We start from the raw sequence: 23008 nt of genomic DNA, 5'->3' as shown, positions 1-23008 counted from the left end.
CGCTCAGGACATCACGCGAAAAAGCCAATAGAGCGCGGCAGCCAACGCAATGGATGCCGGAAGCGTGAGCACCCAGGCCAGCACCAGGCTTCGCAGGGTGTTCCATTGCAGGCCTGAGCCATTCGCCGCCATCGTACCGGCGACGCCTGAGGTCAGTATGTGCGTAGTCGATACCGGGAGTCCGTATAGATCCGCCGCCCCGATGGTCAGCATCGCGACCACCTCTGCAGATGCACCTTGGCCGTAGGTCAGGTGCTGCTTGCCAATTTTCTCTCCGACCGTCACGACAATCCGCTTCCAGCCGACCATCGTGCCCAGTCCCAGCGCAATGGCAACTGCGACCTTGACCCATGTCGGGATGAACTTGGTCGCGTGATTGAGTTGCTGCATGTAGCTGTCGATAACAGCCCTGTCATCGGCCGTGAAGGCAGGCTGCTTCGACTTCTCCATCAGGCGAATCGCCTCAGATACCAGATACATGCTATTGCGGACATTGTCGACCAGACTTGGCGGCACGGTGCTGATCGACCCCGCTGCCGTGACTTGCTGTGCGACAGTATCGGTGAGTTGCTTTACCGCTGGCAGCGTTGCCGGCGTCATCTGGCGGGTTCGCACGTACGCTTCAACATCTGCGCGAGGACTTACGGAATCGGGCGAGCCGGAAGCGTACCTGCCGAACACGGCCGACGCCTGATGCGCGACAGTCACGAACGCCTCTGTCTGAGCTGGTGTTACCGCCTTGTTCAGGGCATATGCTGTCGGCACCGTGCCTATCAGAATCAGCATGATCAGCCCCATCCCCTTCTGCCCGTCGTTCGATCCGTGTGCAAAAGAGACGCCTGTACAGGTCAGAATCAGCAGGCTGCGAATCCAGAGCGGCGGTGGCTTGTTGCCGACCGGTTCAGTGTAGAGCGCGGGGACACGGACCACGGCTTTCAGGATCAACAGGAGCAGGCCGGCGCCTAAGAAACCGACGATTGGCGAGAACAGCAGTGATTTGCCGACGCCGAGCGCCTGTGTCCAGTCGACGCCGCTGGTACCGGATGGGCCGCGCATCAGTTGATTCATCAGACCAACGCCAATGATCGAACCAATCAACGTATGCGAGCTGGAGGATGGTAGTCCGAAGTACCAGGTTGCCAGGTTCCAGGTGATTGCCGCTATCAGCAGCGCGAATACCATGGCGAAACCTGCGTGGCCACCCACTTGCAAAATCAGTTCAACCGGGAGCAACTGGAGAATGCCGAATGCCACCGCGCCGCTAGAGACCAATACCCCCGCAAAGTTCCATGCGCCCGACCAGAGCACGGCGAGATTCGGCGTCAGCGAGTGCGTGTAGATAACGGTGGCCACGGCATTCGCGGTGTCGTGAAAACCATTGACGAACTCGAAGCCGAGCGCGATCAGCATCGCGAAACCGAGCAGGACGTAGGGAAATACCGAGCTTTGTTGTACCGGCTCGAGGTCTATTACCAGATGGACGGCGACGAAGGCGACGCCAATCGCGATGATCAGAAGGAAAATCGCCAAACTCGCGTTACGGGTGCGCTCACTGACCGCACTTGTCTGAGGAAACATGAGATCAGGCATGATCTTTTCCCGTGGCCGCTGACCTGCTATCGTACAACTCGCTTGCGTGGCGCTCCGTGAAGGATTTGTGGCGTCTATATTTCGGATGCCTTTCTATCGTATTTGACGCTCCGCAAAAAACTCTCGGCAACGTTCTTTGCCCGAGCGCAAGACTTCGGACGGCATGTGAGATTCGCTCCTTCGGCGGCGGTTCTTAAACCAGGTATGTCAGGCTTGGTTTGCACTATGAAGGTTTTCGCAAATCATGCCGACGGCGCGGTTGAAAGGCACCCGGGGGTGACGTAATTCATCGGTACTCTTTCAACTCGAACTCCGTCCTGGTATGCGATCGGTCAGCGTGCGCTGCTAAACAACTGAGCCACCAGACCGCGCAACCAACGATTCCCGGCTTCGTGGTGATATCTGGCATGCCAGTGCTGTCGAACGGCAAAGCCCTCTACAGGAATCGGGCAGGGATGGATTGCGAGGTCATTGACCTTTGCCAGTGTCTCGCCAATATGTCGAGGCAGCGTGGCGATCAGGTCGGTGGTCTGGATGATCGCCCCCAGTCCAAGGAAGCCCGGCAACTCCAGAACCACATCTCGCTCGATGTGCTCGCGCACCAGCGCCTGTTCGAGCAGTTGTGCTCCCGTCCCCGCAGCAATGGCGACATGCGCCTCCGCGCGGTATTGCTTCACTCCGAGCCGGGCACGCACTCGTGGGTGATGCCGGTTGGTCAGGCACACCCAGTCCTGCGTATACAACTGCTGCTGGTAAATCCCGCCGCCCAGCCAGGGCACATGGCCGATTGCAAGGTCAGCCTCGCCGGATTCCAGTGCCCGTTCGGTATTGCCGTCGATCCTCGCCGCCTCCAGGCGGATCCCCGGCGCCTGCGCACGCACGTGCGCCAGCATTCGAGGAAGAAGCGTAATGTGGCTCGCATCTGTCATACAGATGCGGAAACGCCGCTGCGCGGTGGCGGGGTCGAACGCGATCTCCCATGCAGCGAAGCGCCGCAGCGATTCGAGAATCTCCCGGCACGGCCCGATCAACGCGTCGGCTTGCGGCGTTGGCGCCATGCCGCCAAGCGTACGGACAAACAACTGATCCTGCAGGTGTTCCCGCAAACGCCCTAGCCAGATGCTGATCGTCGGCTGACTCTGCCCGAGCTGCTCCGCGACGCGGGTGACGCTGCGGATATCGTAGAGAAGGTCGAAGAGCTGCAGCAGCTTCAGATCAGGGAGGTCCGTTGAGTTCATTGGTTTATTGTCCAGTGCAATGAGGTCATTGTATTCATTGCATTGTCGATATGAACACCAACTCGTATCTTCAACTCCATATCGAGGAGAAACCATTGAAGATTGCGATTTTGGGTGCCGGCGCACTGGGCTGCGCCGTCGGCGCAACACTCACTGAAGCCGGTCAAGAGGTTTGGCTGCTGAACCGCTCGGCAACGCACGTCGAGGCCATGCGTCGTGACGGCCTGCGGGTGGACGATGCCAATGGATCCCGCCGCGTCATGGTCCGGGCCACTACAGACGCCGCCGAGGCCGGCGCCATGGATCTGGTCGTAGTGCTGGTCAAGTCTTTCCATACCGATGCGGCGATACGCGGCGCACTGGAACTGCTCGGGCCCGAAACGCTGGTTCTGTCGTTGCAGAACGGCCTCGGGCACGAGGATGTCCTCGCCGAAATCGTAGGCCACGAGCGCGTGCTGGCAGGCAAGACCTACGTCGGTGGGGTGATGCGCAACCCTGGGCACATCGAGTCCGGGGTTGCCGGTAAAACCACCTACATCGGCGAACTCGACGGCCGGCTTACGCCCCGTGTGATGGCGATTGCCGAAACCTTCAATACTGCCGGGCTGGCCACCACGGTCAGCGACAACATCGTCGGCACGATGTGGGACAAGCTGCTGGTCAATGTCGCCACAGGTGCGCTGACGAGCGTCACTGGCCTGACCTACGGGCAGCTCTACGACGAGCCGCTGTTGAAGACGACCGCACTGGCGGCGGTTGCCGAGGCGATGGCCGTCGCCCGGGCCGCTGGCGTGAAGCTCGCCACGACCCATCCCGAACAGGCCTGGACACTCGCCGGCGAAGGACTCTCTCCGGCCTTCAAGACATCAATGCTGCAGAGCCTGGAGAAAGGCTCTGTCACCGAGATCGACTTCATCAACGGCGCAGTCGTGCGCTGGGGACAACGGCACGGCGTGCCGACCCCGGTCAACACGACGCTGGTCGCCTGCATCAAGGGCATTGAGCGTGCCATGACCGACCGACAACACAAGGAGACAACCGCATGAACGCCACCAGGGCATATCTGGAGCATGTCGCCATCTGGGTGAAGGACATCCAGTGGCACATCCGCTTTTTCGAGGACGTCCTTGGTATGACCATGCGCGAGGTGGACGGCACCCGCGAGGAACCCCGTCAGTACTGGACGCTCGGCGGCCTGCAATTCATCCGTAACCCGCGCCATGAAGGTAGCGAAGGCCGGCTCGCCCATCTGGGCGTGATGTGCGAAGACCTGGACGCGGCGTTAACCGCGGCGCAACGGTACGGCGTCAGCGAAATGCCGCAGGGGCGCAACTGGCTGCGCCTGCCGGACGGCCTCGCCGTCGAACTGATTCAGGCCAAGCCCGCTGCATGCGTTGCGCAGGCGCTGGCGATCAACCCTCGTGCGGAGGTGTGAACATGACGATCATCGACAAATACTGGGACGACGCCCGCGAAGGCGACGAGTGCGTGAGCCCAAGCTACACCGTGACCAAAGAGCGCATTCTGGCCTACGCCGACCTCACGGGCGACCACACGCCGGTCCATGTGGACGAGGCGTATGCGAACGCGAGCCACTTCGGCTCAATCGTGGCGCATGGCCTATTCGGGCTATCGATAGCCGATGGTCTCAAGACACAGAGCGACTACCGCTTCCTGCCGGGCATGTCGCTGGGCTGGACCTGGGACTTCCTTTTGCCCATCAAGGTCAATGACGTGCTGCAAGTGAAATTCCGCGTGGGTGCCATGCGGGCAAGCAAGAGCCGTCCCGACTGGGGGATCGTCGTACTACCGTCCGGGCTGATCAATCAGAACGGCCAGGTCGTCCAGCATGGCGAGCATCGCCTGATGGTGCCGCGCCGACCGGGAGCATTCTGATGCAGGCCCGTCCTCTCGAAGGTATTCGCGTCGTCGACTACAGCCACTTTTTGGCGGGTCCATACGTAGGGCGCTGCCTGGCGGCGCTCGGCGCCGAAGTCATCAAGGTCGAGCGCCCCGGCAGTGGCGACGCTGGGCGCCAGCACGCCTGCGTGCTCGATGACCAGCAAAGCGGCTACTTCCTGCAGCTCAATATGGGCAAGCGTGGGGTCAGCGTCAACATGAAGGATCCGCGCGGCAAGGACTTCATGCAACGCCTGTGCGACTCGGCGGACGTGTTCATCGAGAACTACCGGCCGGGCGCGCTGGACAAGCTGGGACTGGGCTATGCCGAGCTGTCGGCGCGAAATCCGAAACTGGTCTATTGCTCGATCTCGGCATACGGCCATACCGGGCCTGATGCACACCGCGCCGGTTTCGGGCTGATTGCTGAAGCCAAAAGCGGCATCATGCAGATGGTCGGAACACCGGGTGAACCACCGCCACTGCTGCGCATCTCGCTGGGCGACATGTACACCGGCATCCATGCGGTGGCGGCCATCAACGCCGCGCTGCTGGGCCGGGTGAAAAGTGGCCGGGGTCAGCACATCGACATGGCGCTGTACGACACACTGGTATCGATGCATGAATATGCGGTTCAGTGCTACACGATGCAAGGCGTGCTGCCCGAGCAGACCGGTCACGACATGCCGACGTCGACGCTCTATGGCGTGTTCCGCGCTGCCGATGCCGACCTCGTGATCGCGGCACAGGTGGACGACGCGTGGAAGCGCTTCGCCGCCCTGGTCGAGGCGCACGGAGGACCCGCTGGTTTCGGCACCGACACACGCTTCCACGATTTGGCGGGACGCAATGCGAACCGCCTGGAGATCCTGTCAGTGGTCAAGCCGTGGGTTGCCGCCCGCCCGGTGGCGCAGGTGCTGGAACTGCTGGACGGCATCGATGTGCCTTGCGCCAAGGTGCAGCGCATCGACGAAGTGCTCGCCGATCCGCAGATTGTCGCGCGGGGCATGGTGATTGAGCAGCACCATCCGCGCTATGGGACGCTGCGCTTGCCGAACCTGCCGTTTCGCTTCTCGGACTGCGATACGACGATCCGCGAGGTCGCGCCGGACCTCGGTCAGCACAACGCCGAAGTGGCGCAGTCGCTGGGCTTCGACCCGGCCGAAATTGACGCCATGCAAACCGATGGCGTTCTTTTTTCAAAGTGAGGCCATGATGACTGACCAGTACGCGGTGATCGGCAACCCGATCGGACACACGAAATCTCCGTTGATCCACGGTCTCTTTGCGCAGGAGACCCAGCAGGACATGTCCTATACGGCCATCGAGGGCCCCGTGGAGCCGCAGGATGCCTTTGCCGGGACAGTGCGGGCTTTCGGCGCTGCGGGCGGCAAGGGGATGAATGTGACGGCGCCCTTCAAACTGAAGGCCTTCGCGATAGCCGATGAACGCAGTGAGCGCGCTGAACTCGCCGGCGCCGCGAACGCCCTGAGGTTTGAAGACAGACGAATCGTGGCCGAGAACTTCGATGGGCTCGGACTGGTGCGCGATATCGAGGTCAACCTGGGTCTGCCGATGGCCGGAAAGCGCGTGCTGATACTCGGTGCGGGCGGAGCTGTGCGCGGGGCCTTGCTGCCCTTCCTCACGGCGCAGCCCGCCGAGCTGGTTATCGCTAACAGGGACGTCATCAAGGGCCAGGCGCTGGTGGCCCAAGTCGGAGCGCGCGGTTCGTTGCTCGCCCGCGGCTACGGCGATCTCGAAGCGATGGGGCATTTCGACCTGGTGGTCAACGCCACGTCGGCCAGTCTTACTGGCGACCTGCCGCCCGTGCCCCCGGGCGTCTTCAGCCCGGAGGGCGCGGCATACGAACTTGCCTACGGCAAGAGGTTGACGCCCTTCCTGCGGCTGGCCCGCAACGCGGGCGTACGGAGTGTCGCGGACGGCGTGGGCATGCTGGTCGAGCAGGCGGCAGAAGCCTTCGCTTGGTGGCGTGGCGTGCGCCCTCAGACGCGGGCCGTGATCGACCGGCTCACGGTCCCCCTCGATTGACCTCTCCACGGAGAGGTGAATGACGAACGCCCCTGATCGTTTAGCGCCGGCGAAGCTGCCGCCGGAATGCTGAATCGGCATGGAACTCTACAGCCGCGGGTCAGGCGTTAAGGTCCGCCAACGTGTCGCCAATGCAATCCAGCAACGCGACAGTCATCGAGCTCTTCGGGGTCTCCTGCAGCGTCGCCAGACCTATCTCAAACGGCAGCGCGGGTTCGAATGGCTTGATAGCAAATCCTTCCGACGGACAGCACGCCGCGAGTACCTGGGTGACGATCGTCACGCCCATGCCTCGTGCAACCATGGCGCAGGCCACGCCAACCGAATGGACTTCTGCCAGTACGCGCGGCGTGATGCGGGCGCGGCGGAAAGCCATATCGACTTCACGCCTGTGCTGGCTTTGCCGCCCGAGCAAGATCAGCGGCACGAGTTCGAGATCCAGCGCGCTGATTTTGTCGATCCCGGCTAGCGGATGATTGATGGGCACGACGCAGGCGGACTGCGAAGGAAACACGCGATGAACTCGCAAACCGGGCAGGCGTTCTGGCATTTGTACGAAAGCCAGATCGACTTCCCGGCTTAAGAGAGCGCGCTCGCCTTGTCCATAAGTGCCTGACAAAACCTCGAGCACGGCATCCTCGTGCGCCTTGCAGAACATTTCCATGATTTGCGGCATGGCGTGCTGGGCGAACGTGTTCGGCACCATCGCGCGAACCAGTTTTCGCTGCATTCCGCCAAGCCGCAGTTGCTGCGCATGACGCCGCAAGCAATGCGAGCCGTCGAGCAAAGTCCTCACTTCATCGACTAAAGCGGCGCCTTCGCGCGTCAGGGTAAGCCTGCCTTGTTCCCGCACAAAAAGTCTGAGTCCGAGGTCTTCTTCCAGTTGCGCAAGCAGCCTGCTGACAACCGATTGCGAGATTTCCAGGCGCTGAGCCGCGGCTGTGGTGGTCCCAAGGCTTGCCACCGCTTCGAACGCTTCGATCTGTTTGAGGTTCATCCTTCCTCGTACATAAGAGTATGCAGATTCAGCATAGTGTTGCATCCAAAAATTGTCGGCCTAATTATCGCGAAACTGAACGAGATTTGCCGGGGCGTCTGGCCCGGCAAGATCACAGGGTTCGCGAAACTTAACGCTCGAGGTTGTGACGCAATGATCGGTTTCATCATCCATCGGTTCGTACAGAGCATCGGCATCCTGATGCTGACCTCGGTGCTTGTTTTCTGCGGCGTGTTCGCCATTGGCGACCCGATCCAGATACTAGTGCCCGCCGACGCAAGCCCGGCGGAAATGGCGCAAGCAGTGCACTCGCTGGGTCTGGACCAGCCGATGTGGAGGCAATACATGCTGTTTATAGAACACGCGCTGCATGGCGATCTTGGCCGCTCGTTCGTGTTCAACCAGCCATCGATCCAACTCATCATGGAGCGCCTGCCGGCCACGCTCGAACTGGCAGTCGTGGCGCTCGTCCTGGCGTTGATGATTGGGCTGCCGCTTGGATTGCTGGCCGGCATGAAGGCCAATTCGCCCGTCGACCGCGTAATCATGAGCGGCTCGATCCTTGGCTTCAGCCTCCCGAACTTCTGGCAGGGCATCATGCTGGTGCTGATTTTCTCGGTGACGCTGGGCTGGTTGCCTTCGGCGGGGCGAGGTCATCTTGGAACCCTGCTCGGCATCAACACGAGCCTCGCGACCCGCGATGGATTGATTCACCTGATCCTTCCGGCGCTGAATCTCTCACTCTTCAAGATGTCGCTCGTCACCCGCTTGACGCGCGCCGGTGTCCGGGAAACGTTGCCTCTCGACTACGTGAAATTTGCCCGCGCCAAAGGTGTGCGCGAGCGCCGGATCATTTTTGTTCACGTGCTGAAGAACATCATGATCCCGATCGTCACCGTGGTCGGCATGGAGTTCGGCTCGCTGATCGCGTTCGCTACGGTCACCGAAACCATCTTCGCGTGGCCAGGCGTGGGCAAGCTGATCATCGACAGCATCATGCGGCTCGATCGTCCCGTGGTCGTGGCGTATCTGCTGATCGTGGTCGCCATGTTCACGCTGCTGAACCTGCTGGTCGACATCATCTATTCGCTGCTCGATCCGCGCGTGCGTCTGGGAGGTGCCTGACATGAGCACGCTCTCGAACATCCTTCCACGCTGGACCACGAACCGCGATACGCGCACAGGGCAGGCATTGCGTGGTTTGTTCGGCCGTCCCGCCGTTGCGCTCGCGTCGCTGACCTGCATTGCGCTGATCATCGTGGCGATCTTCGCGCCATGGCTCGCGCCGCAGAATCCATACGACCTGGCCGTGCTCGATATTGTCGATGGCAGGCTGCCTCCCGGCGCGCGCGGCCATCTCGGACATTTGTTCTTGCTGGGCAGCGACGCACTCGGCCGCGATATGTTCGCCGCCATGATGTTCGGACTTCGCACCAGTCTTGGCGTCGGCATTTCCAGTGGCGCATTTGCGCTGACCGTGGGCACCACGCTTGGACTTGTGGCGGCATATTTTGGCGGCTGGATCGACACGCTGATCATGCGCACGGTCGACCTGATGCTCGGCTTCCCGACCATCCTCGTTGCGTTGATGACGCTCGCCATTCTCGGCCAGGGCGTGAGCAAGGTGATCCTCGCGCTCGTGATCGTGCAATGGGCGTACTTCGCCCGCACGGTGCGCGCGGTCGCGGCCGTCGAAAGCAAGAAGGAGTACATGGAGGCGGCGTTGTGCCTGGGTTTCAGTCATCGGCGCGCGCTCTTCAGCCAGTTGCTGCCCAACTGCCTCGCGCCGGTCATTGTGATTGCGATGGTGCAGGTTGCCGCCGCCATCTCCGCCGAGGCAACGCTGAGTTTCCTCGGGATCGGATTGCCAGTGACGCAACCGTCTCTCGGCTTGTTGATCGCGAACGGCTACCAGCAATTGCTTGCCGGCTTCTACTGGATCAGCGTGTTCCCCGGTGTGCTGCTGGTCGTACTCGTCTTCAGCATGAACATGGTCGGCGACGGGTTGCGCGAGGCGCTCAATCCGCGCCTGCAGAAATAGGAAAACCTCATGTCTCCAGCCATTCCTACTTTATCGGTCGAGAGATTGCAGACCCATTTCTTTACGGCAGCGGGCGTTGCCAAAGCTGTTGACGACGTGAGCTTCGATGTCTATCCCGGCGAGGTCGTCGGCCTTGTCGGTGAGTCGGGATCGGGGAAATCGATGACCGGCTTTTCGATCCTCGGTTTGATCGATGCGCCGGGACGCATTGTTGGCGGACGTGTCCTGTTCAAGGGCGTGGATCTGACAAGCTACGGTCCGGAGGCGTTGCGGCAACTGCGTGGAAATCGTATCGCGATGATCTTCCAGGATCCGATGATGACGTTGAATCCCGTTCTTCGCATCGATACCCAGATGATCGAAACCGTGCGCGCTCATGCATCGGTGTCGAAACAGGCCGCTCGCGAACAGGCGCGCGAGGCGCTCGCAGCGGTCGGCATTCCCGCGCCTGACGAACGGCTCAAGGCGTATCCGCATCAGTTGTCGGGCGGCATGCGGCAGCGCGTGGCGATCGCGATTGCGATGCTGCACAAGCCGGACCTGATCATTGCCGACGAACCCACGACCGCGCTCGACGTCACCATCCAGGCGCAGATCCTCGCGCAAATGCAGAAACTGTGTGCGCGCTCGAACACCGCGATGGTCTGGGTCAGCCACGATCTCGCGGTGGTGGCAGGACTGGCCGATCGCATCTGCGTGATGTATGCGGGACGCGTGGTCGAGACCGGCGATGTCGACACGATCCTGGAGCGCCCGCAACATCCCTACACGATCGGCTTGCTGGGCTCCGTGCCCGAGAACGTGAAGCGCGGCGAGCCGCTGATGCAGGTTCCGGGCGTTGCCCCTTCAGCGCTTGCGTTGCCTGCGGGTTGCGCCTTCTCGCCGCGATGCACGTACGTCACCGATACCTGCCGAACGCAAAAGCCGCCGGTGTTCGTTGCGGGCGGCAATCATTCCCACCGATGTTTTCATCCCGTTGAGCGAGTCGCAGTATGAGCACGCAAGTTCTTATCAGGGCCGATCAGGTATCGCGCCGTTTCGTGAAGCGCTCGAGCTACGCGGAGCGCATTGCGCAGATGCTGGGCGCCAAGCCCGTGTCGCACACGGTCCATGCGGTGGACACCGTGAACCTGGAGATTCATCGCGGAGAAGTAGTCGGGCTGGTCGGTGAGTCCGGCTGCGGCAAGTCGACGTTCGGCCGCATGCTGGCGGGCGTGGTGCCGCCTTCGTCCGGGACCATTCAGGTAAGCAATGCCAGCGGTGCGGACGCAACCGTGCTTGGCTCGCGCGGCAGGCTTGCCCACAGGCTCGCGACGCAAATGATCTTTCAGGACCCTATGTCGTCGCTCAACCCGCGCAAGCGGGTGCGCGAGATCATCGGTGAAGCGCCGCTTGTGCATGGCATGGTGAAGCGGTGTGATCTGGATGATTTCGTTGTCGATGTGATGGAGCGCGTCGGCTTGAATCCCGATGTCAGGCAGCGCTATCCGCATCAGTTTTCCGGCGGGCAAAGGCAGCGCATCAGCATTGGGCGAGCGTTGGCGGTGAAGCCTGATTTCCTGATCTGCGACGAATCGATCGCGGCGCTCGACGTCTCGATCCAGGCGCAGATCATCAACCTGTTCATGCGGCTGCGCCGTGATCTGGGATTGACGTATCTTTTTATCAGCCACGATCTCGGGGTGGTGGAACATATCAGCGACCGCGTCGCGATCATGTATCTGGGACGGATTGTCGAGACCGCGCCTACGGCTGATTTGTTTGCAAGGCCGCTGCATCCGTACACGGTTGCGCTGTTGGATCAGGTGCCGCGTTTATCGAATAGAAAGCGCGCGTTTGAATCGATCAAGGGCGAGATTCCGTCGCCGCTTGCGCCGCCGAAGGGTTGCCATTTTCATCCTCGCTGTCCGCGCGCGATGCCGCGTTGCAGCGTCGAGCGCCCGGAATTAACGCAAGCGGCGAGCAATCACCGGGTCGCATGTCACCTGTTCACGGAGGCGAAATGAACCGCCTCCGGATGGCAGCTGCGTGCGCTCTGATCGCTGCATGCAGCGTCCCGCCGAACGTGTCCGCCCGCGCGCTGACCATGGCCGTTGCCGCCGAGCCTTCGTCGATGGACCCGCTGTTCTCCCGCACGCAGAACAATCAGCAAGTGGAAAACATCTTCGAGCGCTTGATCGCGCGTGATGAGAACCTTCAAATTCAACCCGGTCTCGCGGTGGGGTGGCGAGTCGTGGATCCGACTACATGGGAATTCAAGCTGCGCCCCAATGTTCGCTTTCAAGATGGTACGCCGTTCACCGCAGACGACGTGGTGTACTCTGTGAAACGCGCGTCGAACGTGCCGAACAGTCCCGCGCCCTTCTCCGGCGCGGTGGCAAATATAGCGTCCATCGACATACCCGATCCGCTCACGCTGCGCATTCATACGAAGTCGCCCGCACCGGGTTTTCTCGAGCAGATCGGCATGCTGTTCATCGTGTCGCGGCATGCGGCAGAAGGTCATCAAAGCAACCAGTACGTGTCGCCGGCTGTAGCGGTCGGGACCGGTCCGTACAAACTCACGCGCTGGGTTCCGGGCGATCATCTCGACCTCGCGCGCAATGACGACTACTGGGGTCCCAAGCCGCCATTCGAAACCATCACGGTCCGCTTCGTCGCCAACGACGCCGCGCGCATGTCCGCGCTGCTTTCCGGTTCCGTCGACCTGATCGATAACGTCCCGCCGATCAATGTGCCGCGACTCAAGCGCGAGCCAGCTGTGACGCTTTACTCGGGACCGTCGGCGCGGTTGATTTATCTCGCACTGGACTCGAGCCGCAAGCAGTCGCCGTTCGTGACCGGACCGGACGGCGAGCCGCTGCAAAGCAATCCGCTACGCGATCTCCGCGTGCGGCAGGCTATATCGAAGATGATCGACCGGACCGCCATTACGCGATATCTTCTGAACGGCGCGGGTGTTCCGGCCGGCCAGATCGTGCCGCAAGGAATGGGAGGTTACTCGCCGGCGTTGCAAGCCGACGCCTACGATCCCGCCGGAGCGAAAAAACTGCTTGCGCAAGCGGGTTATCCGCGAGGCTTCACGCTGACGATCCATTCATCCAACGACCGCTTTTCCTCCGATGGCGACGTCGCCCAGGCAGTCGGACAAATGCTGGCTCGCGGTGGCATCAGGATCGCAAACGTGGTGACGCAGCCCTACAACGTCTATGCGGGCGCCGCAGCCAAGCAAAGCTATAGCGCCTTCATCTTCAGCTTCGGAAACACGTCAAGCGACTCCACCATCGCGCTCTCCAACGTCATGGCGACCTATTCGCGAAGTGCGGGAAAAGGCGCGTTCAATCGCGCACGCTACTCGAATCCCGTGCTCGATCACGCGCTCGCCGCGGCCGGGGCCAGCTTCGACCCTGAGCAGCGCGAGCGCTTGCTTGAACAAGCGGCAGAAGCGGGATTCCGCGATCTCGGTATTGTCCCGTTGTATTTCCCCGAGAACTTTTGGGCGACGCGCAATGGTGTCACGTTTCACCCGAACAAGGCTGAATACACCACGGCCACTTATGTAGGAATTCAAGAAAAATGATCGATATGATTCACAAGGATAATTTAGACGCAGCGACCGGACAGGGTGCAACGTGCACCGAGTTCATGATCCCCATGCGCGATGGCGTGCGCCTCGCCACCGACGTTCATCTGCCCGCCGGTTTTCGTCCGGGTATCGACGCGCCCTTGCCAACGATTCTCGAGCGCACGCCTTATGGCAAGCGTGAAGTATCGCGTTCGGAGATCAACCGTGGAAAGCCGGCAGCGCGTCGTGGCGATATTGCCGCGTACTTCGTTGCCCGCGGCTTCGCGGTCGTGTTCCAGGATTGTCGCGGGCGTCACGCATCGGAGGGTGAATTCACCAAGTACCTTTCCGAAGGACCGGACGGTTATGACACGCTCGAATGGATCACACAGCAGGACTGGTCGACGGGCCGCGTCGGCACCATGGGTCTCTCTTATGCAGCACACACGCAAATGGCCGCTGCGTGCATGAATCCGCCGGGCCTCGTGTGCATGGTGATCGACTCGGGCGGCTTTGCCAACAGCTATCAATGTGGCATCCGGCAAGGCGGCGCCTTCGAACTCAAGCAGGCGACCTGGGCGGTGAACCAGGCAAAGGGAAGCCAGACAGTATTGAACGATCCGTTGCTCAAGGCAGCACTCGATGCGCAGGATCTGAAGGAATGGTTTTCACGCATGCCATGGCGGCCGGGTCAGTCGCCGTTGCGCTTTGTGCCTGAATACGAGCGCTATCTGTTCGATCAATGGACACACGAAACCTTCGATGAATTCTGGCAGCAGCCTGGCATTTACGCAGAAGGGTTCTATGACACCATGGCGCGCGTTCCGACCGTCCTGATGTCGAGCTGGTACGACGCGTATGTACGCTCGACCATGGACAACTTCGCGGCTTTGTCGAAGCTCGATCCCGTTGCTGCACCGACCTATCTGATCATGGGATCGTGGTTGCATGGTGATCGCAATGTGCCGTTCAGCGGTGACGTGGATTTTGGGCCTGCCGCCATGATCGAAGGGCAGATTGCGGAGGACTGGCTTGCGTTTCGCGCGCAATGGTTCGTCCGGTGGCTGAAGCCGGCCACGTCAGAAGTCACGCGGCCCGATCCCGTTGCAAGGATCTTCCTGATGGGCGGAGGCAGTGGCGCCCGCAACGCAGAAGGACGCATGCAACATGGCGGCGCGTGGATCGAGTCATCGCAATGGCCACTGGCCGACACGCGCTTCACGTGTTTTTACTTGCGCGAAGGCGGCGTCTTGTCGGAGCAACCACCTGCAGAAGCGGACGCATCTGTTTCGTATGCGTTCGATCCGTCGAATCCCGTCCCTACAATCGGTGGAGCACTGACATCGGGTGCACCGGTCTTTGAAGGTGGCGCGTTCGACCAGCGCGAAGATGAACGATTCTTCGGCACGCGCAATCCGGGCGTCCCGCTCGCCGCGCGTAATGACATTGTTGTATTCGAAACGCCGCCGCTAGAGGAAGACATGGCGGTCGTGGGGCCGGTCATCGTGAGGTTGTGGATCTCGTCGGATGCGCCCGATACCGATTTCACCGCCAAGCTGATCGATATGTGTCCGCCCAACAGCGATTATCCGGAAGGCTTCGCAATGAACCTGACCGACGGTATTTTCCGCTGCCGTTTTCATAAGTCGTGGAGCGAACCCGAGTTTCTCGAATCGGGCCGCATATGTGAAATAAAAATCGAACCCTTTGCGACCGCGAATTTATTCAAACGCGGGCACCGGATTCGACTGGATATATCGAGCAGTAATTTCCCCCATTTCGATGTCAATCCGAATAGCGGCGAATCACCTGCCCTGGCGCGCGCTCCGCGAATTGCCGTGAATACCGTGTACCTGGGAACGGACAATCCTTCGCACCTGGTCCTCCCGATAGTGCCTGTCAACGCGCTCAGAGGCCTGGAGGCGCTCGCCGGCCACTAACCCTGCAGGTAAGCCGGTAGTCGCCGGCAAGCTCTTGAAGCCTGTCCAGCGGTGCCCGTTCCATCGGGCGTCAGGGACAACTGTCGCCCGAATTCTTTCATGCATCAAACCAGCAGCAAAACTCAAAGCAATCAACTACAGAGGAAGGATCATGCACAAGCACACTTCGCGTGCAATATTAGCCGCGTCGGTAGGACTCGGCTTCATCGCGACGACCGCACACGCTCAGTCGACGGTGACGTTATATGGCATTGTCGATGGAGGATTTACTTATACGAGTAACCAGGGTGGCAAAAGTAATTACCAGGCGACTGCCGGAAGCGAACAGGGTTCGCGCTGGGGTCTGCTCGGCAAGGAAGATCTGGGCGGCGGCAACGCGGCGATCTTCCGGCTTGAAAACGGCTTCAATTTGCAGACTGGCGTGGCAAGCGCAAATGGCCGCATGTTCGGGCGCCAGGCGTGGGTTGGGTTGTCCAGCGACAAATGGGGTGCAGTGACGTTCGGGCGTCAGTACAACGCGGCACAGGACTCGCTCGAGCCGTTGCAAGTCTCGGCGGACACCTCACAATACGGCACCCATCCGTTCGACACCGACGATCTGAATAATACGTTCCGCACGGATAACTCCGTGAAGTACGTAACGCCGATGTTTCATGGTTTGCAGATCAATTCCATGTATGGCTTTAGCAACAACGCCGGCAACTTTGCGACGAACCGTTCATACAGCGTGGGTGCGTCCTACGTGGGCGGCCAATGGCGTCTTGGCGCGGCGTACGTTCGTCTCGACAATCCGGCGGTCGACACTACCGGTGCAATTCCTTCGGATAACTATTTTACGTTCATCAAAGGTGTGACGAAGCAGCAGATCTATGGTGCAGGCGGTCTCTACGATTTTGGCAAAGCAAGTGTCGGCCTGATGTACACGAGCACAACCTTCGATCTGACACCGGCCACGCATCACCAGACGTATCAGAACGCGGAAGCCAGCATTCGCTATCAGATCACGCCCGCGCTCAGGGCTGCGCTCGGCGAGACGTATACCGAGGTGTCGGCGAATACCAAGCCTGCGAGCTGGCACTACTGGCAGACCACAAGCGCCTTGCAGTATTTCCTGTCGAAGCGGACTGATGTGTATATCGATTTGATCTATCAACGCGCGAGCGGCGCGGTTGCTGCGATTGAAGGAACATCGGGCGCGTCGAGCAGTCACACTCAGTTCTTGGCCGTCACCGGCATTCGGCAGAAGTTCTAAAAATCTTTCCAGCCTGCGTCACTGCTCTCGGCAGTGACGCTCTGTATATTTAGCTAGCGCCTCCGAAACGCATCCAGCGAAGGCAACGCGTTTCCGTGAAAATCGAACAACGTGTTGTTGTCCCACTGATCGCCGGCGCCGACTTTCCATCCGACGTTCGGAGTCGGTATCCATTCGGGCTCCCACCAGAACACGCCTTTGCCGTGGCCGCTGGGTATCGCCGCCACGATGTCCGTCACCGCACCGAGAAATTGCGCCTGGCCGGCGGGCGTTGGCGGGAAAGTGGACGAGCCGGTATTGGTCATCGCGTTGGGTTCCGAATCGCCGTCGCTGGTCGTCCACGGATACGCGGTTTCGACGACCATCACATCCTTGTCGTAGCGTGTCGCAAGATCGTTCGCATTGTTCTGCAGGTCGCTTAGCGAACCTTGCCACTGCGGGTAGTAGGACAGGCCGATCACATCGAACGTGACGCCGCGCTGTGTCGCGCTGTCGAACCACCAGCGGCTCGTCGCATTGTTGCCGCCGCTGTCGAGGTGCAGCATGACCTTGATGCGCTCATCGACCGATTTGACCGCGTCGTGCCCAGCCTTGAGCAACTGCGCGAGGTTATCCCACTGGTCGTACTTGCCGAGCGGCCACAGCATCCCGCCGGTGATTTCGTTGCCGACCTGAACCCACTCGGGATGCACGCCGTCCCGCTTCAGCATCTCAAGGACATTCGATGTGTATTCGGACAACGCTGTACACGTTTGCACGAGATCCTTGCCGGCCCAATCATGAGGTGGATACTGCTTGCCCGGATCGGCCCACCAGTCGCTGTAGTGGAAGTCGATCAGCACGCGCATGCCGAGCGCGGCGGCACGGCGAGCCAGCACACGCACGTGTTCGGCATTGTTATAACCGGCAGCGGGGCTCTGGTCGGCCGGATAGAAGTTCGGATTGCCAGGGTCGTTCCACACCTTGATGCGGATCGAGTCGACCCCGTGGCTCTTCAGAATCAACAGACAGTCGAGCGGCACGCTGTGCTCGTAAAACTTCGCTCCGTGTGCTTCCAGTTCCAGCAGCGTCGACACGTCCGCGCCCTTCGCAAACCGGTTGTCGCGGCCGGACAACTCCAGTTCACCCGCCACGGCCGGTGCGCCGACGGCCGCGCCAACGCCGAGCGCAGCAGCAGACGCCAGCCATCCCATCATCTCTCTTCTGTTCATCTGTCATCCTCCATTTATTGAAGGGCGGCTCTCCAAAAGGGCCGCCTGCTCCGGGTTGAAGCGCTTAAATTCCTGGCTCCGACAGCACCCTTCTCCTGCTGATATTCAGCTCGTTTTTGCGTCCCTCCACGCGCAGACCTCGCCAGTTGCAAGCTGCGGCTGCCCGAGCACAAAAGTCGCATTGGCTGGCGCGGGAGCTTGCACTTGCTCCGCTCCGAAGTTGAACGCGAAGGTCAGATCGCTGCGCCGGCGAATGCGCAAACCCTCAGCCAGCAGTTGCACCTCGACGCCTGCATCCTTCGCCGCCTGCTCCAAAACCGCGCGATGCAACGCGTGCGACAACCACGCCGCCACATAGCGAACCCGTCCGCTGGCGAGGATCGTCGGCCATGCGTCGTTGAAATGCGCATCGACACGCGTATCGCCATTCGCACGGACGTGTTCGCGCCAATGCATCGCAACACCATGCGTCCCACCGATACAAACCGGGGGCCCAAGCGTCGGGCGCAGCGTTTCCACCTCGAGCACCTGCATCGGCAATACGCGTTGCAGCGCGCCGGGCGGGAGGCTGGAAGGAATCGCGAATGCAGTTGTCTTCGAGCCGCTCCTCGGCCCGAATACCCATTGCGCTGAACTCCGTTCGATCTGGTCGACGAGCACGTCGTCGATCACGGCGATACTCGGCACGACCACCAGCCGGTACTGCGTCAGATCAGCTTTGCTCGGGACAATATCGACATCGAGGCCGAGTTCGCGCAACGCCTCGTAGTAGTCGAACACCAGTGTCTGGTAGTCGAAGGTTTTGCCATGACGCTGAATCTCGAACATCCACTGCGTCTCGTAGTCGAACACAACGGCGGTGGCTGCGCGGGCCGGCGCACCGAGTCCGGACAGCGCCGCCGATTCCGCAATCTCGCGGGCCGCCTGCTGTACCTCGAGGCCACCCGGCGACAAATCGTTGTTCGGCAGATTGAGCCCGGAATGCATCTGCTCCTGCGCATACGGGCATTGGCGCCAGCGGAAGTACGACACCAGTTCCGCGCCGTGCGCGAACGCCTCGTAGGCCCAGAGCCTGACCATGCCCTTCGCCGGCACCGGATTCCACGACGCCCAGTTCACCGGTCCTGCCTGCTGCTCCATCACCCAGAAGCGTCCCGCGCCAATCGCCCGGTAGCGATCGTGATCGAATGCAGAGACATCGGGATGCGCGGTGCGTGCGTAACGGGCCTTCTGTTCTTCGGGCAGCGCGATCGATTCGGTTCGCGCGATCGGATAGCTGTCCCATGCGGCCACATCGAGTGCGTTGTCTTCGGCAAACCGGTAATGATCGAAGGTCGTGAAAAAGCCCATGAAGTTATGCAGCAGGTCGGCCGCGGGCGCATGGCGCCGCAGCACCTCGATCTGCTCGCGATGGAAGCTTGCCACCTCATCCGACATGAAGCGGCGGAAGTCGAGCAGATGGATCGGATTGGCGTCGGTGGGCGTGAGGTTCGGCAAGCCGGTCGCCTCGAATGACGCATACTCCATGCTCCAGAACACATTGCCCCACGTGTCGTTCAGCGCATCGACGTTCTCGTAACGGCGCTTGAGCCACGCGTGAAAGCGCGTGAGTGCGGCGTTCGAATAACTCGGCACGGTATCGTGACAGCCGAGTTCGTTATCGGTCTGCCACGCGACAATGGAGGGATGCCGTCCATAGCGCTCTGCCATCGCGGTGACGAAACGCACGCACTCGCGCCGATAGGTTTCGCTGGAAATGTCGTAGTGGCGGCGCGAGCCGAAATTCCAGCGCACGCCGTCCGCACGCACCGGCAACACGTCCGGGTGCGCGTCGATCAACCATTTCGGCGGTGACGCGGTCGGTGTGCCCAGCACGAGTTTCAGTCCCGCAGCCGCCAGCGTATCGATGGCTTCATCGAGCCATTCCCAGACGAATTCTCCGGCGCGCGGTTCCATCCGGCTCCACGCGAATTCAGCGATCCGCACATGCGTAATGCCGAGTTCGGCCATACGCCTTGCATCGTCGGCCCACATCGAACGTGGCCATTGTTCCGGGTAATAACACACACCAAGTTGCATGAGAGAGTCTCGCTAATAGATGACGGCAAACGGGCGATCAGCCCTTGCTTGCACCGAAAGTAAGGCCTGCGACGAAATGCTTTTGCATCGCGAAGAACATCAGCACGGAGGGCAGCGCGGCCAGCACCGAGCCGGCGGCGACCAGGTTCCACGCGGTCGTCCATTGCCCTTTGAGCGCGGCGACTCCTACTGTGATCGGCGCGGCCTCGTCGCCTTGCGTAAGGCACAGCGCCCAGAAGTAGTCGTTCCAGACAAACGTGAACACGAGGATGCCGAGCGCCGCGAGTGCGGGCCGGATCAGCGGCAGCACGATACGCAAGTAGATGGCCCATTCGCTCGCGCCTTCCACGCGCGCGGCCTCGATCATCTCGAATGGCAACTGCTTGATGAAATTGCGCAGAAACAGCGTGCAAAAGCCGGTCTGAAACGACACATGGAAAATCACCAACGCCCACACGCTATTGAACAGGCCCACTTTCAGCGCCATGTCGCGTACCGGGATCATCAGGATCTGGATCGGTACGAAGTTGCCGGCGACGAATGCGAACAGCACGGCGGTGTTGCCCGGGAACCGGTAGGTGGCCAAAGCAAAACCCGCCATCGACGCCAGCAGGATCGCGCCTAGCACCGACGGCACCGTGATCAGCACACTGTTGGCGAAGTAATGAAGCATCGGCGTTTGCGTGAGCGCGGTGCCGTAGTTTTCGATCAGCGCGAAATGCTTCGGCCAGCCCCAGTAGTCGCCTTGCGACAGTTCGTCCGAAGAACGGATCGACGTAACTAGTACGGCCAGCATAGGCAATAGCCACACCAGCAACGCGAGTGGCAGCGACGCTTTGTACAGCGCGCGATTGAGCGGTTTCCAGCGTTCAACGGGAAGCGGATACATGACACGTGACTCCTGGAAATCAGCGTTCTTCGCGCAGCATGCGGCGCAGATGGAACACGATGTAGACGAGCATGATGGCGAACAGCACGACGGCGATCGCCGCGGAATAGCCTTCGCGGTAGTACTTGATCGCCTGGTCGTACATGTAATAGGCAAGCACGGTGGAGCTGTCGAACGGACCGCCGCCGCTCATCACGGCAATCAGATCGAAGCTGCGCAGCGCGCCGATCACGGTCAGCACCACCGCCATGAAGGTAGCGGGCCGCAATTGCGGCAGGATCACGTGCCACAACAGACGCACGCCCCTCGCCCCCTCCATGCGCGCCGCTTCCACGACTTCTGGATTGATCGAGGTCAGGCCCGTGAGGTAAAGCACCATGCAGAAAGGCGTCTGCGGCCAGAGTGCGGCGAAGATGATGCCCAAGGTCGCGGTATGGGGATCGCCGAGCACCGGAATTCCGTGACCAACGAACAGGCGCAGCAGGCCGAAGGTCGGATCGTAGAACCAGCTGAACACGAGTCCGACGACCACGCCCGAAAGTACGAACGGCGCGAAGAACAGCGACTTCACGACCCGCATGCCGCGCATCTGCTGGTTCAGATATAGCGCGAACGCGAGGCCGAGGGGCGGCGCCAACAGGAAAAACGCGAGCCAGATCAGATTGTTTTTCAGCGCCGTGTAGAACGTGTCCGAGTGGAACAGCTCGATGTAGTTATCGAAGCCTGCGAACGTCTTCGGTGTCATTCCATCCCAGTTGTAGAAGCTGAGCGAGATGCTGCTGATGATCGGGTAGACCACGCACAGGCAAAATAACGCACAGCCCGGCAACAGGAAAAAAAACGCGGCGCGGTGCTGATGACGCCGCGTCGTCGAGACGTGCCGGTGCCGGGCCGCCGGTAATCGGCGCGCTGCGGAATGAGACATGATCGGGCCTTGTCGGTGATCGAAGGCGAGCGCCAGCCGTTGATACGCCGCTGGCGCTCCGGGGCTTACTTCTTGTAGATGCGCTTGCGCGTCGCTTCGAGGCGCACGAGCACGGCGTCGAGCTGCGACGGATCGCTATAGAATTGCTGCATTGCTTTCATCCCTTCGTCGGCCATTTCCTTCGTCATGTCGCGATCGTAGAACTGGGCAATGCCACCCTTGGTGTTCGCCAGCGTCTGGAAACCGACCTTCGAAATCTCGTCTTCAGGTTCGGCCGACTGGCTGTTCGACGGCAGTTGACCCCAGCCCTTCGCAAGATCCGCGTTGATCTGCGGCTGCTCCATGAAGGCCAGCAGCCTGTGGGCGTCGGCCTTGTTTTTTGCCTTCGCCGGAATCAGCAGGACGTTGACCGGACCGTCTTCGGCGGTCGGTACATTCGCGTCGACCACCGGGAAACGGAAGAAGCCGGTCTGCGGTCTTATGGACGCCGGAATGCTCGCCGAGAAAAACGTGCCCATCAGCATCATCGATGCCTTGCCGTTCGCCAGGAAAGGCGCAATCGAGTCGAGATCGTAGGACAACGCATCGTCGATAAAGTAGTGATCGTCGATCAGCGTTTTCCACGCCGCATAGACTTTTTTCACGCGCGGATCGGTGTACGGAATTTCGCCCGCCATCAATTGCTGATGAAATGCGTTGCCGTTGATGCGCAGGTCAAGATAGTCGAACCATGCTGCAAGCGTCCAGCTATCGCGCGCGGCAACGGCAATCGGTGCAACGCCGCTTGCCTTCAGCTTCTTGCAGGCATCGAGAAATTCATCCCACGTTTTCGGCTCGCCCTTGACGCCGGCCCTTTCAAACAGATCCTTGCGATAGAAGAAACCGTATGCGTCGTAACCAAGGGGCGCAGCGTACTGCTTGCCCTTGTACGTCGACGCCTCCTTGACCGACGCGTACTGTTGCGACCAGCCGTTCTTGCTCCAGTCCGTCGACAGATCCTCGAGCAGACCGCGTTGCGCGTAATACGCCATCCGTTCGCCGTCGTGCCACGACACGATGTCAGGCGGATCGGTGGCGAGCCAGCCGCCCATCTGCACCTTGTAGGCCTCTTCGGTGATGTAGGTCACCTTGAGGTCGACGTCGGGATTGGCTTTCTTAAACTTGTCGAACGCGTCCTGCCAGGTCGAACGTTGATTACCGCGCGCCGATACATTGACGGTAAGCGTGGCGGCATCGGCCGTGGCGCAACCGAGCGCGCCGGCAACCACCGCGGCCGCAATCGACACATGCGCCAGACGGCGAAGGCGAAGAGCAATCATCTTTTGTCTCCTTG

The 23008-nt window shown here is 60.8% G+C and carries 20 protein-coding genes; 12 read left to right on the top strand and 8 right to left on the bottom strand.

What is annotated here, in order from left to right:
- Window positions 1-3 precede the first annotated feature (3 nt).
- The gene (locus tag M0D69_RS20450) at window positions 4-1590 is read right to left on the bottom strand and encodes an inorganic phosphate transporter (protein ID WP_301783767.1); all 1587 of its coding nucleotides are present in this window, start codon (window positions 1588-1590) and stop codon (window positions 4-6) included.
- Window positions 1591-1922: 332 nt separating this feature from the next.
- The gene (locus tag M0D69_RS20445) at window positions 1923-2828 is read right to left on the bottom strand and encodes a LysR family transcriptional regulator (protein WP_301783766.1); all 906 of its coding nucleotides are present in this window, start codon (window positions 2826-2828) and stop codon (window positions 1923-1925) included.
- Between the two features lie 95 nt (window positions 2829-2923).
- On the opposite strand from M0D69_RS20445, the gene M0D69_RS20440 reads away from it, so the two are divergent.
- Genes M0D69_RS20440 through aroE form a run of 5 tightly spaced genes read left to right on the top strand, consistent with a single transcriptional unit; the run spans window position 2924 to window position 6776 of the window.
- Window positions 2924-3874 (top strand): ketopantoate reductase family protein, encoded by a 951-nt coding sequence (locus tag M0D69_RS20440; protein WP_301783818.1) that lies wholly within the window; start codon window positions 2924-2926, stop codon window positions 3872-3874.
- Window positions 3871-4263, top strand: a complete 393-nt coding sequence (locus M0D69_RS20435; RefSeq protein ID WP_301783765.1) for a VOC family protein — start codon at window positions 3871-3873, stop codon at window positions 4261-4263. Before M0D69_RS20440 ends, M0D69_RS20435 begins: the two co-directional genes overlap by 4 nt.
- A gap of 2 nt (window positions 4264-4265) precedes the next feature.
- A complete protein-coding gene (locus M0D69_RS20430) occupies window positions 4266-4724 on the top strand; it encodes a MaoC family dehydratase (RefSeq protein ID WP_301783764.1) in 459 nt (152 codons plus the stop codon).
- Window positions 4724-5935, top strand: a complete 1212-nt coding sequence (locus tag M0D69_RS20425; RefSeq protein WP_301783763.1) for a CaiB/BaiF CoA-transferase family protein — start codon at window positions 4724-4726, stop codon at window positions 5933-5935. Before M0D69_RS20430 ends, M0D69_RS20425 begins: the two co-directional genes overlap by 1 nt.
- A 7-nt stretch (window positions 5936-5942) precedes the next feature.
- Window positions 5943-6776, top strand: coding sequence for a shikimate dehydrogenase (aroE, locus tag M0D69_RS20420; RefSeq protein WP_301783817.1), 834 nt, complete (start codon window positions 5943-5945; stop codon window positions 6774-6776).
- A gap of 100 nt (window positions 6777-6876) precedes the next feature.
- On the opposite strand, the gene M0D69_RS20415 is transcribed toward aroE, so the two are convergent.
- Window positions 6877-7773 carry a LysR family transcriptional regulator gene (locus tag M0D69_RS20415; RefSeq protein ID WP_301783762.1) on the bottom strand — a complete coding sequence of 299 codons (897 nt, stop codon included), beginning with the start codon at window positions 7771-7773 and terminating at the stop codon, window positions 6877-6879.
- A gap of 153 nt (window positions 7774-7926) precedes the next feature.
- On the opposite strand from M0D69_RS20415, the gene M0D69_RS20410 reads away from it, so the two are divergent.
- The 7 genes from M0D69_RS20410 (at window position 7927) to M0D69_RS20380 (ending at window position 16571) form a co-directional block, all read left to right on the top strand.
- The gene (locus M0D69_RS20410) at window positions 7927-8898 is read left to right on the top strand and encodes an ABC transporter permease (RefSeq protein ID WP_301783761.1); all 972 of its coding nucleotides are present in this window, start codon (window positions 7927-7929) and stop codon (window positions 8896-8898) included.
- Window position 8899: 1 nt separating this feature from the next.
- Window positions 8900-9814 (top strand): ABC transporter permease, encoded by a 915-nt coding sequence (locus M0D69_RS20405; protein ID WP_301783760.1) that lies wholly within the window; start codon window positions 8900-8902, stop codon window positions 9812-9814.
- A gap of 9 nt (window positions 9815-9823) precedes the next feature.
- Window positions 9824-10810, top strand: a complete 987-nt coding sequence (locus M0D69_RS20400; RefSeq protein ID WP_301783759.1) for an ABC transporter ATP-binding protein — start codon at window positions 9824-9826, stop codon at window positions 10808-10810.
- A complete protein-coding gene (locus M0D69_RS20395; RefSeq protein ID WP_301783758.1) occupies window positions 10807-11820 on the top strand; it encodes an ABC transporter ATP-binding protein in 1014 nt (337 codons plus the stop codon). Before M0D69_RS20400 ends, M0D69_RS20395 begins: the two co-directional genes overlap by 4 nt.
- Entirely contained in the window at window positions 11817-13394 is a 1578-nt protein-coding gene (locus tag M0D69_RS20390; protein ID WP_301783757.1) for an ABC transporter substrate-binding protein, read from the top strand. The genes M0D69_RS20395 and M0D69_RS20390 overlap by 4 nt, the downstream gene beginning before the upstream one ends.
- Window positions 13391-15319, top strand: coding sequence for a CocE/NonD family hydrolase (locus M0D69_RS20385; RefSeq protein ID WP_367619740.1), 1929 nt, complete (start codon window positions 13391-13393; stop codon window positions 15317-15319). The genes M0D69_RS20390 and M0D69_RS20385 overlap by 4 nt, the downstream gene beginning before the upstream one ends.
- 151 nt (window positions 15320-15470) lie before the next feature.
- Window positions 15471-16571: a porin gene (locus M0D69_RS20380; protein WP_301783756.1), complete on the top strand. Its 1101-nt coding sequence runs from the start codon at window positions 15471-15473 to the stop codon at window positions 16569-16571.
- A 53-nt stretch (window positions 16572-16624) separates the two neighbouring features.
- Here the strand turns inward: M0D69_RS20380 and M0D69_RS20375 are convergent, their stop codons facing one another.
- From M0D69_RS20375 to M0D69_RS20355, 5 genes are all read right to left on the bottom strand, one after another.
- Entirely contained in the window at window positions 16625-17782 is a 1158-nt protein-coding gene (locus M0D69_RS20375) for an arabinogalactan endo-1,4-beta-galactosidase (RefSeq protein WP_301783755.1), read from the bottom strand.
- A gap of 105 nt (window positions 17783-17887) precedes the next feature.
- Complete coding sequence (locus M0D69_RS20370) at window positions 17888-19861, bottom strand: beta-galactosidase (protein ID WP_301783754.1); 1974 nt, start codon at window positions 19859-19861, stop codon at window positions 17888-17890.
- 37 nt (window positions 19862-19898) lie between these two features.
- Window positions 19899-20750 (bottom strand): carbohydrate ABC transporter permease, encoded by an 852-nt coding sequence (locus M0D69_RS20365; protein ID WP_301783753.1) that lies wholly within the window; start codon window positions 20748-20750, stop codon window positions 19899-19901.
- 19 nt (window positions 20751-20769) lie between these two features.
- Complete coding sequence (locus M0D69_RS20360; RefSeq protein ID WP_301783752.1) at window positions 20770-21675, bottom strand: carbohydrate ABC transporter permease; 906 nt, start codon at window positions 21673-21675, stop codon at window positions 20770-20772.
- Window positions 21676-21740: 65 nt separating this feature from the next.
- The gene (locus M0D69_RS20355) at window positions 21741-22994 is read right to left on the bottom strand and encodes an ABC transporter substrate-binding protein (protein WP_301783751.1); all 1254 of its coding nucleotides are present in this window, start codon (window positions 22992-22994) and stop codon (window positions 21741-21743) included.
- Between the last annotated feature and the right edge of the window lie 14 nt (window positions 22995-23008).

The organism is Caballeronia sp. SEWSISQ10-4 2 (assembly GCF_030464885.1).
Taxonomy (GTDB): domain Bacteria; phylum Pseudomonadota; class Gammaproteobacteria; order Burkholderiales; family Burkholderiaceae; genus Caballeronia.
The sequence above is the reverse complement of the archived record's forward strand: the minus strand, read 5'-3'. Positions and strand labels throughout refer to the sequence as shown.

Coding starts and splice junctions, on each gene's coding strand:
- M0D69_RS20370 (WP_301783754.1), bottom strand. CDS start 19,861: ATGCAACTTGGTGTGTGTTATTACCCGGAACAATGGCCACGTTCGATG.
- M0D69_RS20415 (WP_301783762.1), bottom strand. CDS start 7,773: ATGAACCTCAAACAGATCGAAGCGTTCGAAGCGGTGGCAAGCCTTGGG.
- M0D69_RS20395 (WP_301783758.1), top strand. CDS start 10,807: ATGAGCACGCAAGTTCTTATCAGGGCCGATCAGGTATCGCGCCGTTTC.
- aroE (WP_301783817.1), top strand. CDS start 5,943: ATGACTGACCAGTACGCGGTGATCGGCAACCCGATCGGACACACGAAA.
- M0D69_RS20355 (WP_301783751.1), bottom strand. CDS start 22,994: ATGATTGCTCTTCGCCTTCGCCGTCTGGCGCATGTGTCGATTGCGGCC.
- M0D69_RS20360 (WP_301783752.1), bottom strand. CDS start 21,675: ATGTCTCATTCCGCAGCGCGCCGATTACCGGCGGCCCGGCACCGGCAC.
- M0D69_RS20435 (WP_301783765.1), top strand. CDS start 3,871: ATGAACGCCACCAGGGCATATCTGGAGCATGTCGCCATCTGGGTGAAG.
- M0D69_RS20385 (WP_367619740.1), top strand. CDS start 13,391: ATGATCGATATGATTCACAAGGATAATTTAGACGCAGCGACCGGACAG.
- M0D69_RS20400 (WP_301783759.1), top strand. CDS start 9,824: ATGTCTCCAGCCATTCCTACTTTATCGGTCGAGAGATTGCAGACCCAT.
- M0D69_RS20445 (WP_301783766.1), bottom strand. CDS start 2,828: ATGAACTCAACGGACCTCCCTGATCTGAAGCTGCTGCAGCTCTTCGAC.
- M0D69_RS20430 (WP_301783764.1), top strand. CDS start 4,266: ATGACGATCATCGACAAATACTGGGACGACGCCCGCGAAGGCGACGAG.
- M0D69_RS20425 (WP_301783763.1), top strand. CDS start 4,724: ATGCAGGCCCGTCCTCTCGAAGGTATTCGCGTCGTCGACTACAGCCAC.
- M0D69_RS20375 (WP_301783755.1), bottom strand. CDS start 17,782: ATGAACAGAAGAGAGATGATGGGATGGCTGGCGTCTGCTGCTGCGCTC.
- M0D69_RS20365 (WP_301783753.1), bottom strand. CDS start 20,750: ATGTATCCGCTTCCCGTTGAACGCTGGAAACCGCTCAATCGCGCGCTG.
- M0D69_RS20405 (WP_301783760.1), top strand. CDS start 8,900: ATGAGCACGCTCTCGAACATCCTTCCACGCTGGACCACGAACCGCGAT.
- M0D69_RS20390 (WP_301783757.1), top strand. CDS start 11,817: ATGAACCGCCTCCGGATGGCAGCTGCGTGCGCTCTGATCGCTGCATGC.
- M0D69_RS20410 (WP_301783761.1), top strand. CDS start 7,927: ATGATCGGTTTCATCATCCATCGGTTCGTACAGAGCATCGGCATCCTG.
- M0D69_RS20380 (WP_301783756.1), top strand. CDS start 15,471: ATGCACAAGCACACTTCGCGTGCAATATTAGCCGCGTCGGTAGGACTC.
- M0D69_RS20450 (WP_301783767.1), bottom strand. CDS start 1,590: ATGCCTGATCTCATGTTTCCTCAGACAAGTGCGGTCAGTGAGCGCACC.